This is a genomic window from Aeromonas tecta, from assembly GCF_000820185.1.
In the GTDB taxonomy this organism is placed as follows: Bacteria; Pseudomonadota; Gammaproteobacteria; order Enterobacterales; family Aeromonadaceae; genus Aeromonas; species Aeromonas tecta.
The window spans coordinates 36,914-52,637 of record NZ_CDCA01000025.1 but is presented as its reverse complement, the minus strand read 5'-3'; the positions used below and the strand labels follow the sequence as shown (position 1 = coordinate 52,637).

Annotated in this window: 13 protein-coding genes; 5 read left to right on the top strand and 8 right to left on the bottom strand. The window is 60.8% G+C overall.

Annotated features, from left to right (window positions below):
- Window positions 1–22 precede the first annotated feature (22 nt).
- The 8 genes from BN1137_RS09425 to BN1137_RS09390 all read right to left on the bottom strand — a co-directional run bounded on the left by BN1137_RS09425 (window position 23) and on the right by BN1137_RS09390 (window position 10,280).
- A complete protein-coding gene (locus BN1137_RS09425; RefSeq protein WP_050718349.1) occupies window positions 23–1,669 on the bottom strand; it encodes a 6-pyruvoyl-tetrahydropterin synthase-related protein in 1,647 nt (548 codons plus the stop codon).
- 94 nt (window positions 1,670–1,763) lie between these two features.
- Window positions 1,764–3,059 carry a hypothetical protein gene (locus tag BN1137_RS09420; RefSeq protein ID WP_050718652.1) on the bottom strand — a complete coding sequence of 432 codons (1,296 nt, stop codon included), beginning with the start codon at window positions 3,057–3,059 and terminating at the stop codon, window positions 1,764–1,766.
- A 174-nt stretch (window positions 3,060–3,233) separates the two neighbouring features.
- Window positions 3,234–3,791, bottom strand: coding sequence for a hypothetical protein (locus tag BN1137_RS09415; RefSeq protein ID WP_050718348.1), 558 nt, complete (start codon window positions 3,789–3,791; stop codon window positions 3,234–3,236).
- Window positions 3,792–3,899: 108 nt separating this feature from the next.
- The gene (locus BN1137_RS09410) at window positions 3,900–5,324 is read right to left on the bottom strand and encodes an FAD-dependent oxidoreductase (protein ID WP_050718347.1); all 1,425 of its coding nucleotides are present in this window, start codon (window positions 5,322–5,324) and stop codon (window positions 3,900–3,902) included.
- 72 nt (window positions 5,325–5,396) lie between these two features.
- Entirely contained in the window at window positions 5,397–6,227 is an 831-nt protein-coding gene (locus tag BN1137_RS09405; RefSeq protein ID WP_050718346.1) for an FTR1 family iron permease, read from the bottom strand.
- A complete protein-coding gene (locus BN1137_RS09400) occupies window positions 6,227–9,220 on the bottom strand; it encodes an NHL repeat-containing protein (RefSeq protein ID WP_050718345.1) in 2,994 nt (997 codons plus the stop codon). Before BN1137_RS09400 ends, BN1137_RS09405 begins: the two co-directional genes overlap by 1 nt.
- A gap of 3 nt (window positions 9,221–9,223) precedes the next feature.
- On the bottom strand, window positions 9,224–9,673 hold the full coding sequence (locus BN1137_RS09395) for a hypothetical protein (protein ID WP_050718344.1): 450 nt from the start codon (window positions 9,671–9,673) through the stop codon (window positions 9,224–9,226).
- A gap of 121 nt (window positions 9,674–9,794) precedes the next feature.
- Window positions 9,795–10,280 (bottom strand): YqhA family protein, encoded by a 486-nt coding sequence (locus BN1137_RS09390; RefSeq protein ID WP_050718343.1) that lies wholly within the window; start codon window positions 10,278–10,280, stop codon window positions 9,795–9,797.
- 388 nt (window positions 10,281–10,668) lie between these two features.
- Between BN1137_RS09390 and BN1137_RS09385 the strand changes: the two genes are divergently transcribed.
- From BN1137_RS09385 to BN1137_RS09365, 5 genes are all read left to right on the top strand, one after another.
- The gene (locus BN1137_RS09385; RefSeq protein WP_050718342.1) at window positions 10,669–11,790 is read left to right on the top strand and encodes a branched-chain amino acid ABC transporter substrate-binding protein; all 1,122 of its coding nucleotides are present in this window, start codon (window positions 10,669–10,671) and stop codon (window positions 11,788–11,790) included.
- A gap of 84 nt (window positions 11,791–11,874) precedes the next feature.
- Window positions 11,875–12,792 (top strand): ABC transporter permease subunit, encoded by a 918-nt coding sequence (locus BN1137_RS09380; RefSeq protein WP_232306916.1) that lies wholly within the window; start codon window positions 11,875–11,877, stop codon window positions 12,790–12,792.
- Window positions 12,793–12,803: 11 nt separating this feature from the next.
- Window positions 12,804–14,096 (top strand): high-affinity branched-chain amino acid ABC transporter permease LivM, encoded by a 1,293-nt coding sequence (livM, locus tag BN1137_RS09375; protein ID WP_050718341.1) that lies wholly within the window; start codon window positions 12,804–12,806, stop codon window positions 14,094–14,096.
- Complete coding sequence (locus BN1137_RS09370; protein ID WP_050718340.1) at window positions 14,093–14,983, top strand: ABC transporter ATP-binding protein; 891 nt, start codon at window positions 14,093–14,095, stop codon at window positions 14,981–14,983. The genes livM and BN1137_RS09370 overlap by 4 nt, the downstream gene beginning before the upstream one ends.
- A complete protein-coding gene (locus BN1137_RS09365) occupies window positions 14,980–15,699 on the top strand; it encodes an ABC transporter ATP-binding protein (protein WP_050718339.1) in 720 nt (239 codons plus the stop codon). Before BN1137_RS09370 ends, BN1137_RS09365 begins: the two co-directional genes overlap by 4 nt.
- Window positions 15,700–15,724: the final 25 nt, after the last annotated feature.

Sequence of the window (15,724 nt, the reverse complement as noted above, 5' to 3'; positions counted from 1 at the left end):
GGAGGTCTGATCTGCTGGCAAATCAATCCCCTGGCCGCGCCCTGCGGCGATAGCAGGCGAGCCCTGCCCAGAGCAGCCAGCCCAGCAGTGACAGACCATTGCCGAGGCGCTCCGGCCAGCGTGCCGCGAGCTCCAGGTTGAGGCGATGGCGACCTGCGGGTACCCAGACCTGCAGCAAGCCCTGGCGGTTGGCACTCACCGTTAGCATCAGCGTCTCATCCAGCCAGGCCTGCCAGCCGGGGTAATCATATTGGTGCAGCACCAGCCGGGTGGGCACCGTAGCCGTGACGTCCAGTGCCAGTGCGCGGGGTTGCCAGCGCTGCACCGTCCAGCTGGCACCGGGTTGGTCGGCGCTGATCGGGGGCAGAAACTCATCCTTCCAGGCGAGCAAGGTTGGTGCGAACAGGCCGCTTGGCACTTGTTTTGGCCGATATTCGCGGGCGCTGCGTTTGCTGTCGAACTCGTCCGCGATGGCGGTTTTCTCCGGCGCCTGGGTGAGCGGGGCATGGTAGAGATAGGCGAAAGAAGAGATCAGCGTCAGCAACAACAACCCCCACCACAGCCCTTGCCAAGGGCGGTGGGCTGGGCTTGCCAGTGCCACCACGGCCACAGTCGCCAAGGCGAGGATAAGGTTCAGGCGCCAGGGGAACTGCACCCGTTGCAGCGGGGGCAGCAAAGACCAGATGGGCTGACTTGGAGGCAGCATCATCAGGAAGGCGCCGACCCCGATCACTCCCCAGCACAAGAGCTCGGGATGGTGCGGCTCGCGGGCGGCGGCCCAGGCGGCCAGCAGCAAGGCCATGGTCAGCACGCTCTGCCAGCCAAGGTGGGCGCGAAAACGCCAGTCTCCCCACCCGGTTGGCAAGCGGTCGAGGAAGTTGCGTTTGAAATCGAACATGCCGCCGCGCATCAGCTCCATGGAGATGCCCCCCTGATCGGCCAGAGCGGGCAGCAGCAGGGCGGCCGCCATGCAGAGCCCCAGCAACTGTGCTCCCAGCACTTGCCAGCAGGGGCGCAGGGTGCGGCCACGCCAGGCGAGCAGCAGGGCACGCAGGCAGATGAGCCCCATCATCAGCAGCAGACTGGGCAGGTGGGAAAACGCCAGCAGCGCCAAGGCGAACACCAGCAGGAGCAGGCCGCTGCGTTGTTGCCGGGTGGCGAGATCCTGCCCCAGCAGGATCAGCGGCGCCCAGACGAAGGCCCAAAACTCGGCAAGGGCGAAGCGGGCATAGAGATCCATGGTGAGGTGGTAGGGCAGGGCCAGATAGAGCAGGCTGACCAGCAGGGCGCGGCCGGGTGTGCTGACGCTGCGCAGCCAGAGATAGGCGGTGATGCCGGAGAGCAACAGCGCCAGACTGGCGCTCCACAGCAGCGGCTGGATGGCGTGCTGGGCGAGGGCGCCAGGACCGGCAAAGAGGGCGCTGACGTAATAGGGTAGCGGTGGATAAAAGAAGAAGGTCGGGCTGCCAAAGCCGCCGTTCATGGCCATCAGCCAGCGTGGATAGAGCTCCCCCTGCCACAGCTGCTGGGCGAAATAGTGGCCCGACAGCAGATGGTGGAACAGGTCATGCCCCCGAGTTCCCCCCTGTAGCCAGATGGGCAGCAGCAGGAGCGAGCAGGCGAGCAGCAGCACCGGCAGGACGAGCACCCACTCCCTGATCCCCTTCATCGACAAAACCTCCCATGGCGAATGCGCAGTGAGTTTAGTCGAGCCGAGAGAGGGAGCCTATAGGGTCTGGTTACCCATATGGTGAGCGGGCAGCTTAGCCTTGGCGTGGTATGGCGAGCCAGAGGCCGGGTTCGGTGCGAAAGCGGGGGGCGAACCAGTGCGCCTCAAAGGGGCCGGGTAGCTCGCTTGCCGCCAGGGGCCGGCGGCTGAGGCGGCAGGCGCCCTGGGCCAGGGCGAGGCGGGCATCGCCCCCGTACCAGCCATCGGTGACAGGCAAGGCCGTGCTCTCGCGCAGCAGGCGCACCCCCCACTGGGTCACCAGCGCCGGACAGCGCTGCTCGGCCAGTGCGCTGGCCCGACTCATGGCCGGCAAACTGGGCGGGATCAAAGTGGTACCCAACAGCGCCAGCGCCCCCAGCATGGCCGCTTTCATTGGCCAAGCGGCGACAGGCCTTGCCGCAGGCAAGCATCCGGCCAGCAGGATCAGGCCAAGGTAGAGGATCGGTGCGAGGTGGCGGGGGTTATCCGGGTTCTGGCCAAACAGAGTCCAGAGCAGCAGGGCGAGCCAGCCGAGGATCCAGCTTCTATCAAGATGTGTTGGCTTGGCCTTTGACCAGAGCGGCCAGAGCAGCATGCCCATCAGCAGCGGCCAGAGCGGGCCGAGCTGGATATTCAGGGTCTGGCCCCAGCTCAGCAGGCGCGAACCGTGGGCCGCCGCCGTGTTGCCCCAGAGGTGGAAGTGGCCGTCGGTAAAGCGCCGTCCTTCGCTGAAATAGGCCCAGCCATCCGCCTGCCAGACAAACAACAGGCAGGCGAGCCCCACCAGGACGATGGGAGTGAGGAAGGCGAGCCGCTGCCCCTTGTGTTGCCATCCCTGCCAGAGCGGCAGCAGCGCCAGCACGAAATAGGAGGGTCGCAGCGCCAGCAGCAAGCCCAGCAACAGCCCCGCAAGGGCCAGCCGACGCGAAGACACCGATGACGAAGAACGCAGTGCCAGCAGGGTGCCGAGCCAGGCGGCCAGCGCCGGTCCATCGGAGAGACCGGAGAGCGCCAGGGTCGGGGTGAGTGGCAGCGCCATCGCAGTGAGCCACACCGGCGCCAGCAAGGCTGGCCGTTGCCACAGCCGCGCTGCCAGAAAAGCACTCAAGGGGGGCAGCAGGCTGCTGCCAAGCAGGCTGGCCCACTGCACCGCAGCAGCAGGATTATCCACCATCAGATTGAGCAGGCGGGCGAGCCAGATAAAGGCGGGGTAGCCGGGGAAGTGAGGGGAGAACTCCAGCACGCTGAAACGTACCACCCCGTGGGCGAAGTTCAGGGCATCGTCGGAATCGAGCGCCACCGGGAAGGCCAGCAGCCAGCCCATCCAAACCCCTTGCAGCAGGAGCAGCAGCCAGATAGGGCTGGCAACACATTGCTCCTTTCTCCCCTTGCGGGAGAAGGGTTGGGGATGAGGGGGAGAGAAAAACGGAGGACTGGATCCTGGAGGCTCCTGATTAACGCTCTCCTCACCCAGCCCTCGCCCGGAGGGAGAGGGGATAGATTGGCTACGACTGATGGGTGGCAATCAGAGTGGCGCCAGCACGGCCATCAGATCCTGCTCGGCGGCCTTGAATGCCTTCTCATCGGCGACCTTGGCACCTACCCCGAACACGCCCGGGTTGCCGATGGCATCCAGCACTTTGGCCAGGGCCCCGTCGGCAGCCTTGCGATCTTCTTCACTCAGGGCCGGAAGGATCAAGTCCAGGAAGCGCTTGCTCTTGACCACCAGCACCTTGGCGGTCTGGTAGTCCCCCAGATTCTGGCCGACACCCTCGAGACGGCGCTCGATCTCGGCCTTGTAGGCGCGGTTAAGCAGGGTTGCGGTCGCTGCCGCATCCTTGTTTTTGATGGCCTCGGCCAGCGGCGCCTGCAGCACCACCTTGTGATGCTGCTCGAGGTAGGTGAGCTCCTCGGTGAGGCTGGCCAGCACGGCGCTGGCATCCTGTCCTTCGCTAGCGGCTGTCAACAACTGCTCGCGGGCATCGATCAGGGGCTCCTTGCCCGCGGCCGCGTAGGAGTAGGCCTGAGCCTGTCCCATGGTCGTCAGCAATAAGAGGGCGATAAGACCGGCACGAATAGGCATCCTTGGCTCCTTGTATGTGTTGTTCAAGCTGACTCAGGCCCGGTTGTGGGTGTCAGTCACTGCATCTTGGTCGCGATGATCGAAAGTGGCAGGGTGTCTGCCACCATGTCAGGCCACACTCTGGGTCTCGATCACGGTATTTTCGTTGCGATGATTGAAGATGGCGTGCCGTCTGTCCACCCCGTCGATCACCATGTCGGCGGCCATCAGCCCCATCTCCATGGCGGTGTCGGTGAAGATGTAACGAAAAGTCCCCTGGCGGCCGCTCATGATGAGGTTGCCAATGGGCATCAACAGCTGGATGGCTGCATCGCGCCGTCCCTGATAACCGAGATCCATCAGCGGGTAGGCATATTCACTGCGCGCTTCGAAGGTCTCTTCCCCGAGCCGGGTGGTATCGACCCCCAGGCTCGCCAGATCCTGGCTGACTCGCTCGCGCAGGCTGGCCAGCGGCGCATGCCAGGTTTCATCCCCCGGATTGCAGGGGACTTCCAGCATCACCGAGGTTTTACCTGCGGGCGCCATAAAGGGGCTGCGGCGGCGCGGCTCCTGCAAGCGGGTGGCGAGGATGTGCGGATCCGAGAGGTACTGCCAGGTGTTGTCCGACAGGTTTTCCTGATTCAGCGGCATATTGACGAAGCGCAGGGCGCGGTAGTGCAGCTCGCAGGGAAGACCGAGGTGCTGGCAGGTGAGCGGCAGCGGCAGGGTGGAGATCACCTGATCGAAGGCCTCGCTCTGCTCCACGCCATCATGCTGCCAATTCACTCTCTGGATGCGGCCATCGGCCTGAACGAGCCGAGTGATGGTGGCGCTTGTCTTGAGCTCAACCCCTTCTGCGACCAGCCGCTCCCCCAGGGTGGTGAAGATCTGGCCGAAGCCATATTTGGGGTAGCGGTACTTGCGGGCATAGGTACGCACCGAGAGGTTGCCCTTGCGCCTTGGCAGCAGGCGGCGGGCCACGTCTTTCAGATCGATGAGGCTGATGCGCTGACCGGCCCAGTCGGCGGAGAGCCGATCCGGGTTGATGCCCCACAGCTTGCCGGTATAACCCTCGAAGAATTGGCGATAGAGGGTGCGACCGAAGTGACTCTGGATCCACTCGGCGAAGCTCGCCTTGGCAAAATCGGTGGGTTTGTTGGCAAAGGGCAACAGCAGCAGATCCCTCACCGCCCCCGCCATCAGGGAGAGCGGCGCCGTTTTCAGCAGATTTGGCAGGTTGAGGGGGTAGTCATAGGTGCGTCCGGCGAAGCGGATAACGCTCTTGCGCTCGGCATGCAGCAGATCGTCGCCCATCAGCTCGTCGATAAAGGAGAGCAGCTCCGGGTTCTTGGTGATGAAACGGTGACCGCCGTAGTCGAAGCGATAATCGCCATCCTTGCCCGCGAAGCGCTGGGTGGCACACATGCCGCCCACCACGTTCTCCTGCTCGAACAGGGTGACCGCAAAGCCCGCCTGGCGCAGACGCCAGGCCGCCATCAGACCGGCCGGACCCGCGCCCAGCACGGCCATTTTTTTACTGCTGTTATCGCCCATCAATCACAATCCAACGCTATCCACGAGACAAGGAGAAAAGGGGCCCGCAGGCCCCGCTACTGAAAAAGTGACTTATGCCTTGTTGGCTTCAACCGGCTTGTAGTTGCGATACCAGATGGTCACAAAGACCGCCAGATAAGTCAGCCAGGTGGCCAGTTGCAGGCCGGCCGGGGAGGCATTGTAGCCGAACAGGGCGCGCAAGAAGGTGCCAAATACGCCTCTATCGTCGAGGATATGGCTGATGTTGAACACCGGGGTAGTCCAGAGAGTGATGACCCCCGCCGCCTGTAGCATATTGACGGCAGACGACAGCAGGCCGGCAGCGATGATGATGATGAGCAGGCCGGTCCAGCGGAAGAAGGGGGCGAGCGCCACCTTGCGAGTGGATCGCAGCAGCATCCACACCAGCAGCAGGGAGAGGGCCAGCCCCGCCAGTGCGCCAGTCAGACCGGACTGGAGATCCACCCCCTGACCCGAGTAGATCAGCGCCGAGAAGAACAGCACAGTCTCGAAGCCTTCCCGCATTACCGCCAGGAAGGCGAGCAGCACCAGGCCAAACAGGTTGCCGCCGTCGATGGCCGCGTCAATCTGGGCCTTCATGGTGCCTACCTGGGATTTGCCCTGCTTCTGCATCCAGACCGCCATGTAGGTGAGCACCAGGGTGGCAAAGATCAGGATCCCCGCCATCAGCAGGTGGTTGTAGCGCTCGCTTTCGAACTGGCTGACCACCACCTGGAACAGGAAGGCCACCGCCAGGGAGGAGAGCAGACCCAGCCCCACCCCCAGATAGATGAACTTGTTGTAACGACTCGCCCCCAGCTTGGCGAGGTAGGAGAGGCAGATGCCGACCAGCAGGAAGGCTTCCAGCCCCTCGCGCAGGGTAATGAGGAAACTTGCAAACATCAGCGTTCATGCTCCATGTCGGTAGAGGATTGAGTCGGCTGTAACTGTGACAGTTGTAGCCGGTTGAGTAGCACTATGGGGGGCTCGGGCAACTGCGGCTCGCTGGCGCGCACTATGTCGTTGACCCACTTGGGATAAGTTCGGAAATTGAGTTTGATATCGGCCTGGAAGGGACCTTTTGCATCCGCCGGCAGGGGCCAGGCTTCGTCGCGCCAGCCATCGGCCGGGATGCGGGTATCTTCCAACAATTTAGCGTAGCGCCAGAACTTGAGCCCCACCGGCTTGCCTTCGGCATCGCCGAACACCTTGCGAAACAGTCTGGCGTCCTCGGGGACGGCACCGTCCACCGGTTGGCCGCTTTTCAGCACCACCTGGCCGTTGGCATCGGTGACGGTCAGCTCCAGCCATAGCTCACGAAAATCCGCGACCCCGGTGGGCAGGGCGTGGCCAGCGCCGGTGTTGGCGACCCGCACCACCAGGGCTTGTTGTTCATTTTGCGCTTCGATACGGGCGGAGAGGGTGGCGCTGGAGCGCAGCAGCGCCAGGCTCTCTTGCTCAAGACTTGGATTGCGCAGCCCCACCAGCTGGTGCTGGGCACCGGTGAAGTTGTGGCGATAGAGGCGCGTCTTTACGGTGCCGTTCTCGGTGGACTGGCCAGACACAGCCGCGCCGCCGTTGCCGGGCTCCGGGTTCATATGGCAGTCGATGCAGGTGCGGCGCTTGGCCGGATCCTCGGCCTTGGCGAAGCTCGAGTTCTGCCACTCATCCCAGGTGTTGACGATGTTGGCGCCCGTGCCTGGGGCGAACTCGTTGTGGCAGGACTTGCACAGCGCCGCGTCCTGATAGAAGTCCTTCTGATAAGACGCCTTGTGCATGGCCGGGCGGGCGTTGATCTGGCGCTCGGCCAGCCAGTGGCGAACGCTGCCACCGGGGGCATCCTCGAACACATAGCTTTCCCGGTCTTTGAGATTGACGGTGAAGGCGCTGTTACCGCCGGCGTCCTCCAATCTGGTGATGCGATGGCAGAGCAGGCAGCCGGTGCCTTCCTCGACCACGGGCTCGCCCGCCTTGTGCGCTGCGATAAGCGAAGCGCCCCTTTGCTCCAGCATATGGGAGCCCTTGGGCAAGTCGGTCTGGCCCGTCATCACCTGCTGGGGCATGTGGCAGCCCTGGCACCACTGACCGAAGGCCTCCCCCTCGGTCTGTCTGGCCAGCGCTTGCACCGCCTTGTAGTAGGGGTGGGAGTTACCCATCAGCCTGTGGTTGCTGTCGCTCCAGTCGGCGAAGGCCTGTTGGTGGCAATTCTGGCAGGAGGCGGAGTTGAGCCACTCCTTCGGATGGGAGGTCGGCGCCTTGGCCGGATCCGTGCGCGGGGTGTCGAGGCGCAGCCAGTTGGCGAGATAGGGCAGGTTGCCATCCGCCGTCACGAAGGCATGCAGGTCCTCCATCATGGCCTTGACCTCGGTGGGGGGATTGGCGGGATCCACTGCTTGCGCGCCATCGCGGCCATCATGGCCCATGCCACCCTGAGTTTGCTGCGTCATGCGCAGGTACTCGCCGATAAAGTCCCCGGCCACCATGTTGGTCAGGTTGGCGTGGCCATTGATGGCGTTATCTTTACTGGCTTGGCGGTGAGCCTGCATCAGGAATTTGTTGGTGAAGTTGAACCCGTCCAGATGGCAGGAGTTGCAGCTCATCCAGTTGTCCCCCGCCATGGGGAAGCGGCCATTGGCGCTGCTGCTGCCGAGGGTGTTGCCCAGGTTGAACAGCCGCTCGCCGCGTTTGAGGGCGGCAGGGCGGGGATCGGATGTGACCAGTTGGGCGAAGTGAGGCTTGTCCACCGTGACCCGGGCGAAGGGGCCGCTGCCGCCGCTGGCGAGGCGGGTCAGATCCTGGCTCATGACGTTGTGCACCAGTATGTGGTCGCCGTCGATGAGCAGATCCCGCGGGTTCTGGCCTGGCAGGTGGCGCAGCAATTGGGTCGCCTTGGCACCGCCCTGGAACTTCTTGCGGCGGTGACGGTTGCTGTTCTGTTTGCCGCTGCGCGACAGATCAAACACCAGCAGATCCTCGGAGCCCGCCAGGGTCAGGTAGACCCGTTTGCCGTCTGCGGCGAAGCGGGCTGCGAAGGGGTTGGAGACGATCTGGCTGCGGTTGCCGACGCTTGGCAGGTTTATCTGCAAGAACAGCTGTTTACGTTCATCCACTCTCTCCGTCTCGCTGTCCAGATCGATGATGGAGACCGCCGGGAAGACGGTGCTCTGGAACTGGAAGGGATGATCGAGACTCCAGAGTACGTGGGGCAGCCAGGCCTCGCTGCCGTCGGGGGAGAGGGCAATCCCATCGAGCAGGCGTGGCAGGCCCTGGGAGTCGCTTGGGGTGTCGCTGTGGGTCTCGGCCAGGGTGATGAGTTTGGGCTTGGCGAGGGCGGCGGCCGTGGGGGCATTGCCGAGGTTTTTCAGACTGTAGATGGCGAGCTGCCCCGTCATGGCGTGGGTCAGCAGCAGGCGGTCGTCATCGGTGAGTGCCAACCCGCGTGGGGCCTCGGCGGTCGCCACATCCAGCACGAGAGTCCCTTTCAGATCATAGGCTTGCAGGCGCGCCGCCTCGAACAGCGTGACCCAGAACCAGCGCCGCTTGGGATCGAAGATGACGCCATAGGGTCTATGACCGGTGGCAATGGCTTTCTTCAGATCGAGATCGTCATCCAGCAGCAGCAGGCGATCGCCGCTGTAGTCAGTGACCAACAAGGTGCCATCGTCGGCTCGCGCCAGCTGGCGCAGATCGCCGCCAAAGCTGGCCTCCTTGAGCCGCTCGCCGCTATCTCGCGCCAGCAGCGTGATGGAGCCCGTACCCTGGTTGGCACTGAGCAGGCGCGGGGCACCTTGCTGGTCAAAGGCTTGCAGGGCAGAGCCCATCTGCTGGGCCTGGGTCAGCGGAGCCCCCAGCAGTGAGAGGCCGAGGATCAGACAGGAAATCAGTGACTTCAACATGGATCAGGGACGCCACTTGAGCAGGGTCCAGCGCCAGGCGTGACGCAAGACCAGAGGAGTGAGACACAGGGCGCTGAGCCAGTGAACCCAGCTTGCCAATGCACCTAACTTGTCTCCTGGCGTGCCGTGCAGGACGAGCACCAGGCCGCTGCCGAGGCAGGCCAGCAACAGGATCTCGATGATTTGACCTGTGGTGCGCAGAAACGGCTTGTGGCTGTGGCGCAGCAGGCGACGATGAGAGAGCCAGAAGGCGCCAAACAGTAGGGGGAACAGGGAAAGCGAGAGCATGACGTGGAGAAACAGATTCCAGCGAGCCAGTGACCAGAGTGGGGTCAGTGGTTCCCACAACAGCAGCCCGGAGAAGAACATCAGGTAGAGGCTGCCTTCGGCGGCTTGATGGTGATAGGCCAGCCATCGCCAAAAATGTCGTGGTGAGAGAGAAAGGCTTGTCATACAGGCTCCAACGCCCGGACATTCAGTCCGGGGGAGCAAGTTTACAATGGGGTAACCGCAATGAAAAGAGTTATCAATTCTCTCTCTGATGAATAAACCCTGAATGAAAACAAAGGCTGAGCTACTTGTGATCCGCCAGGCGCTCGGTGATCGCATAGATGAGCGCCGCCAGCGAGAAGGCCAGGAACACGATCACCGACCACTTCATCTCGATCTCGTTACCGACACCGTCATCCAGGAACGCCTTGAGCACCTCAATCCCGGCGATGGTCACCAGGGAGTTGATGACGATCAGCTTCAAGGAGGCGAAGTTGATCTTGCTGAGCCAGTTGTTGCCAAGTGCTTCGCGCTGCTCCTGGGTCTGGATGAACTGCACATAGCCGCAGATGGCCACCAGAATGAGCATCTGCGCCACCAGGACGAAATCCACCAGCGTCAGCACCCCGGTGATGAGGTCCATGTAGTGGATGTCGATGATGTCGCGACACAGCACATAGAGCTGCATGGCAAATTTCACCATCAGCAGGGCAACACAGACCAGGATGCAGACATAAAAGGGGAACATCATCAGTCGGCTACCGTTGAGCATGAAATTGAATCGACGCATGGAATTTCCTGAGCAGAGGGTGGATATGGGGTATTGGCGCTGATTATGACTGCTATTGGCCGGCCAGGGCAGCCATTGCGGCAACGCTGCGGGAAAAGTCTCAGCGGGATGGCGCACTGCCTGTTAAACGGCGAAGGGGTCTTGGGAATGGGGTCAAAGTAGCCAATATTGAGGCCATCGTATAAATCATTTTCATTATTTTCAGATAGTTGTGATCCCCGCCGTAATTTCACTTTGTGATGCCGAGCCGCTGAAAACAGCGCTCTATACTCCAGTCTGTCAAATACTTGCCTGATTTGCTCACCGGACAGGATCTGGTTTGAGTGTGTCTTGTGCAAGTTGCGCTCGACCTCACCTAGATAAGCTTCTTTTGATAAGGAACATCATCATGTCGCTGACATTCATCAAAACACCCATTGCGCTTGGACTGGCAGGCTGTCTTATCACGGCGTTTTCCGCCCAGGCGGAGATTGTGATCGGTGTGGCTGGCCCCTTCACCGGCCCGAACGCCACCTATGGCGATCAGTATTGGCACGGTGCGACTCAGGCTGCCAATGACATCAACGCCGCAGGCGGGATAAATGGCGAGAAGATCAAGCTGGTGCAGGGGGACGACGCCTGTGAACCGAAACAGGCAGTCTCCGTGGCCAACCGCTTGGTGGACCAGGAAAAAGTGAATGCGGTGGTCGGCCACTTCTGCTCATCCTCCACCATGCCAGCCTCCGAGGTGTATAACGACGCGGGGATCATCGCCATTACCCCGGGCTCGACCAATCCGCTGATCACCGAGCGTGGCATGAATGACATGTTCCGCATGTGCGGGCGCGATGACCAACAGGGGCAAGTGGCCAGCGACTTCATCGTCGACAAGCTCAAGGCCAAGCGGGTGGTGATCATTCACGACAAGGATACCTATGGACAGGGGCTTGCGGACGCGACCAAGGCGGCGCTGGCCAAGCGCGGGGTGAAAGATGTGATGTACGAGGGCCTGTCGCGCGGCGAGAAAGACTTTAACGCCCTGGTGACCAAGATTGGCGCTCAGAAACCCGATGTGGTGTTCTTCGGTGGCTGTCACCCGGAAGGGGGGCCGCTGGTGCGCCAGATGCGTGAGCAGGGGGTGTCGGCCAAGTTCTTCTCGGGTGACTGTATCGTCAACGCCGAGATGGTCACCGCCGCCGGCGGCCCGCAGTACACCAATGGCATCTACATGACCTTTGGCCAGGATCCGCGTCTTATCCCGGACGGCAAGGCGGTTATCGAGGCATTCCGGGCCAATAAATTTGAGCCAGAAGGTTACACCCTCTATGCCTATGCCTCCGTGCAAGCCATTGCCGCGGCATTCAAGGCAAGCGGTGGCACGGATTCTGCCAAGGCCAGTGCCTGGCTGAAGGCAAACACGGTTGAGACAGTGATGGGTAAGAAGTCCTGGGACAGCAAGGGCGACCTGAAAGTCTCCGATTACGTGGTCTATGAATGGGATGACCAAGGAAAATATAAAGAAGTCAAATAACGACATAGTGGATAACGCTCAGCGCCGACGGAAGTCGGCGCTTTATAAACAGCGAGCCTCAGTGGCCTATAACGAGAGCGTACTATGATGGATGCATTCTTCTTGCAACAACTAATCAATGGATTAACGCTGGGTTCCGTCTACGGTTTGATTGCCATTGGTTACACCATGGTGTACGGCATTATTGGCATGATCAATTTTGCCCACGGCGAAGTGTATATGATCTCGGCCTATCTCAGCGCCATTGGCCTAGCACTGTTGTCCTTCTTCGGGTTGCACTCCTTCCCTCTGCTTATTCTCGGCACCCTGGTATTTACCATAGTGGTGACGGGGGTATATGGCTGGACCATAGAGCGCATCGCCTATAAACCGCTGCGAAATTCTACCCGTCTGGCGCCACTTATTTCCGCTATCGGCATGTCGCTAATATTGCAAAATTACGCACAAATAAGCCAAGGGCCGCGTCAGCAAGGGGTACCTACTCTGCTTGATGGGGTATTTCGTTTCCATATCGACGATGGCTTTGTCCAAATCACCTACACCAAGGTCTTTATTTTGATTGCCTCGTTTGCGGGCATGCTATTGCTCACCTGGATCATCAACAATACCAACTTGGGGCGCATGTGCCGTGCGGTACAACAAGACAGAAAAATGGCCTCGATCATTGGCATCAATACGGACAGGATCATCTCGCTGGTATTTGTGATGGGGGCGGCCATGGCGGGGCTCGCCGGAGTCTTGATCACCTTCAACTACGGCACCTTTGACTTCTATGTCGGCTTTATCATCGGCATCAAGGCCTTCACCGCCGCGGTATTGGGGGGGATTGGCTCTTTGCCCGGTGCCATGTTGGGGGGCCTCATCCTCGGCATTGCCGAGGCGCAATTCTCGGGCATGGTCAATTCCGATTACAAGGATGTCTTCTCGTTCGGACTGTTGGTGATGATCCTCATTTTTCGTCCCCAGGGGCTGCTTGGCCGCCCCATCGTCAGCAAAGTGTGAGGGCGTAAAATATGACGTCACAAACGATGTTACATCAGGGTTTCTCGTTTAAACGCTGTTCGCTGGATGCCATTCTTGCCGGTTTGGTGGCGCTGATTATTTTTGGCCCCATCGTCGGCGTGGTGCTGGATGGTTACAGCTTTAATTTCGCAGGACAACGGTTGGTGTGGATAGTCATGGCCGTCATGGTCGGCCGTTTTCTGATGAGCGCCTTTCTGACCACGGCCGCTGGCACTCGTCTGCTCGCCTGTTTTGAAACGGATAACGGCGGGGTCTATGTACGGGAGCCTGATTACAAGAATCCGCTGCGCTGGATCATTCCACTGGTGCTCGTGCTGGCAATTTGTTTCCCCTTTGTGGCCACTAAATATGTACTGACGGTGGCGATCCTCGGCCTGATTTATGTGTTGCTTGGGCTGGGATTGAATATCGTGGTGGGGCTGGCCGGCCTGCTGGATCTGGGCTACGTCGCCTTCTATGCCATTGGCGCCTATGGTCTTGCGCTGGGTTATCAATATCTTGGGCTGGGATTTTGGTCGATGTTGCCCTTGGCGGCGCTGATATCGGCAGCGGCCGGTGCCTTGCTGGGGTTCCCGGTATTGCGCATGCACGGGGATTATCTGGCGATAGTGACGCTCGGGTTTGGGGAGATCATTCGGCTGATCCTGAATAACTGGCTGGCGTTTACCGGTGGCCCGAATGGCATTTCGGCCCCCGCGCCCACGCTGTTTGGTCTGGAATTTGGGCGGCGGGCAAAAGAGGAGGGCGGCGTGCCCTTCCATGAATTCTTTCACCTGACCTATGATCCCAACCTGAAATTCATCTTTATCTACAGCATCCTGGTGGCGGTGGTGGTGTGGGTGCTCTATGTCAAACATCGGCTGACCCGCATGCCCATCGGGCGCGCCTGGGAAGCGCTGCGCGAAGATGAAATTGCCTGCCGCTCCATGGGGCTCAATCATGTACTGGTGAAACTCTCTGCCTTCACGCTCGGGGCCTCTACCGCAGGCATTGCCGGGGTGTTTTTTGCGACCTATCAGGGCTTCGTCAATCCGACCTCCTTCACCTTCTTCGAATCGGCACTGATCCTCGCCATCGTGGTGCTGGGCGGAATGGGCTCGACCATAGGTGTCGTGCTGGCGGCCTTTGTGCTGACCGTCACGCCTGAGCTGCTGCGGGGCTTTGCCGAGTATCGTGTGTTGCTGTTTGGAATCTTGATGGTGGTGATGATGATCTGGCGACCACGGGGTCTGATTCGCATCAACCGCAGCGGCTTCACGGTGCGAAAGGGAGTGGCGCCATGACACCCCACACACTGAGCGACATGATCCTGAGCGTCGAGCACCTGATGATCTCCTTTGGTGGCATCAAGGCACTCAACGACGTGAGCCTGGAGGTACGGCGGGGATCCATCACCGCCCTCATCGGCCCCAATGGCGCAGGCAAAACCACGGTATTCAACTGTCTGACCGGTTTCTACCGGGCCTCTGGCGGCAATATTTTCTTCAACGCCCGCAATGAAACCACCAACGTGATCCAGATCCTGGGTCAAAAATTCCAGCCAGGGGACTGGGTCAACCCGGCGCAACTCGGGCAGCGCATCTTCTACAAGATGTTTGGCGGCACCCACCTGGTGAATCGGGCAGGACTCGCCCGCACATTCCAGAACATCCGTCTGTTTAGGGAGATGTCAGTGGTGGAAAATCTGCTGGTTGCCCAGCATATGCAGGTGAATCGCAATCTGCTGGCCGGTGTGCTCAACACCACGGCATACCGGCGGGCCGAGAGCCGCGCGCTGGACCGTGCCTTCTACTGGCTCGAGGTGGTGGATCTGGTGGACTGTGCCAACCGGCTGGCGGGGGAGATGTCTTACGGTCAACAACGGCGGCTGGAGATCGCCCGCGCCATGTGCACGGCCCCGGAGATGATCTGCCTCGATGAACCTGCGGCCGGTCTGAACCCGGTTGAGACGCGCACCCTCAGCAAGATCATCCGGTTTTTACGTGACCATCATGGCATCACTGTGCTGTTGATTGAGCACGACATGGGCATGGTGATGGAGATTTCGGATCACATCATAGTGCTGGATCACGGCGATGTGATTGCACAGGGGAAGCCCGAGCAGATCCAGCACGATGATAAAGTGATTGCCGCCTATCTGGGGACCGACGAAGACGAGGCCAGCGCATGAGCGAGACGATGCTGGAGTTTCGTAATGTCGATGTCTTCTATGGCGCCATTCAGGCGCTGCAGCAGGTCAGCCTGCAGGTCAATCAGGGGGAAACGGTGGCCTTGATTGGCGCCAACGGAGCCGGCAAATCCACGCTGCTGATGTCGATCTTTGGCCAGCCCCGCATTCGCAGCGGGCAGATCCTGTTTTGCGGTGAGGACATCAGCCATCAATCGACGCACTTTGTGGCCTCGGCGGGCATTGCCCAGGCGCCGGAGGGGAGGCGAGTCTTCCCCGACATGACGGTGGAAGAGAACCTGCTGATGGGCACCATCCCCATCGGCGATCACCATGCGGCGCAGGATATGCAAACCATGTTCGACTTGTTTCCGCGCTTGAAGGAGCGGCGCAAGCAAAGGGCGATGACCATGTCCGGTGGTGAGCAGCAGATGCTGGCTATCGCCCGCGCCCTGATGAGCCGCCCCAAGCTGCTGTTGCTGGATGAACCCAGCCTGGGGCTCGCGCCCATCGTCGTGAAACAGATCCTGCATACACTGCGGGAGTTGGCGCAAAGCGGCATGACGATCTTCCTGGTGGAGCAAAATGCTCACCATGCGCTGAAACTGTCCGATCGTGGCTATGTGATGGTCAACGGCAAAATCCGGTTAAGCGGCACTGGTGAGGAGTTGCTGGGCAACCAGGAGGTACGCAAAGCCTACCTGGGCGGCGCGGAATAACAAAAAGCCCGCTTAGTTTCCTAAG

What these genes read in the sequence shown, in the direction of transcription:
- BN1137_RS09425 (WP_050718349.1), bottom strand. Translation starts at nt 1,669, where the DNA reads ATGAAGGGGATCAGGGAGTGGGTGCTCGTCCTGCCGGTGCTGCTGCTC.
- BN1137_RS09415 (WP_050718348.1), bottom strand. Translation starts at nt 3,791, where the DNA reads ATGCCTATTCGTGCCGGTCTTATCGCCCTCTTATTGCTGACGACCATG.
- BN1137_RS09410 (WP_050718347.1), bottom strand. Translation starts at nt 5,324, where the DNA reads ATGGGCGATAACAGCAGTAAAAAAATGGCCGTGCTGGGCGCGGGTCCG.
- BN1137_RS09405 (WP_050718346.1), bottom strand. Translation starts at nt 6,227, where the DNA reads ATGTTTGCAAGTTTCCTCATTACCCTGCGCGAGGGGCTGGAAGCCTTC.
- BN1137_RS09400 (WP_050718345.1), bottom strand. Translation starts at nt 9,220, where the DNA reads ATGTTGAAGTCACTGATTTCCTGTCTGATCCTCGGCCTCTCACTGCTG.
- BN1137_RS09395 (WP_050718344.1), bottom strand. Translation starts at nt 9,673, where the DNA reads ATGACAAGCCTTTCTCTCTCACCACGACATTTTTGGCGATGGCTGGCC.
- BN1137_RS09390 (WP_050718343.1), bottom strand. Translation starts at nt 10,280, where the DNA reads ATGCGTCGATTCAATTTCATGCTCAACGGTAGCCGACTGATGATGTTC.
- BN1137_RS09385 (WP_050718342.1), top strand. Translation starts at nt 10,669, where the DNA reads ATGTCGCTGACATTCATCAAAACACCCATTGCGCTTGGACTGGCAGGC.
- BN1137_RS09380 (WP_232306916.1), top strand. Translation starts at nt 11,875, where the DNA reads ATGATGGATGCATTCTTCTTGCAACAACTAATCAATGGATTAACGCTG.
- livM (WP_050718341.1), top strand. Translation starts at nt 12,804, where the DNA reads ATGACGTCACAAACGATGTTACATCAGGGTTTCTCGTTTAAACGCTGT.
- BN1137_RS09370 (WP_050718340.1), top strand. Translation starts at nt 14,093, where the DNA reads ATGACACCCCACACACTGAGCGACATGATCCTGAGCGTCGAGCACCTG.
- BN1137_RS09365 (WP_050718339.1), top strand. Translation starts at nt 14,980, where the DNA reads ATGAGCGAGACGATGCTGGAGTTTCGTAATGTCGATGTCTTCTATGGC.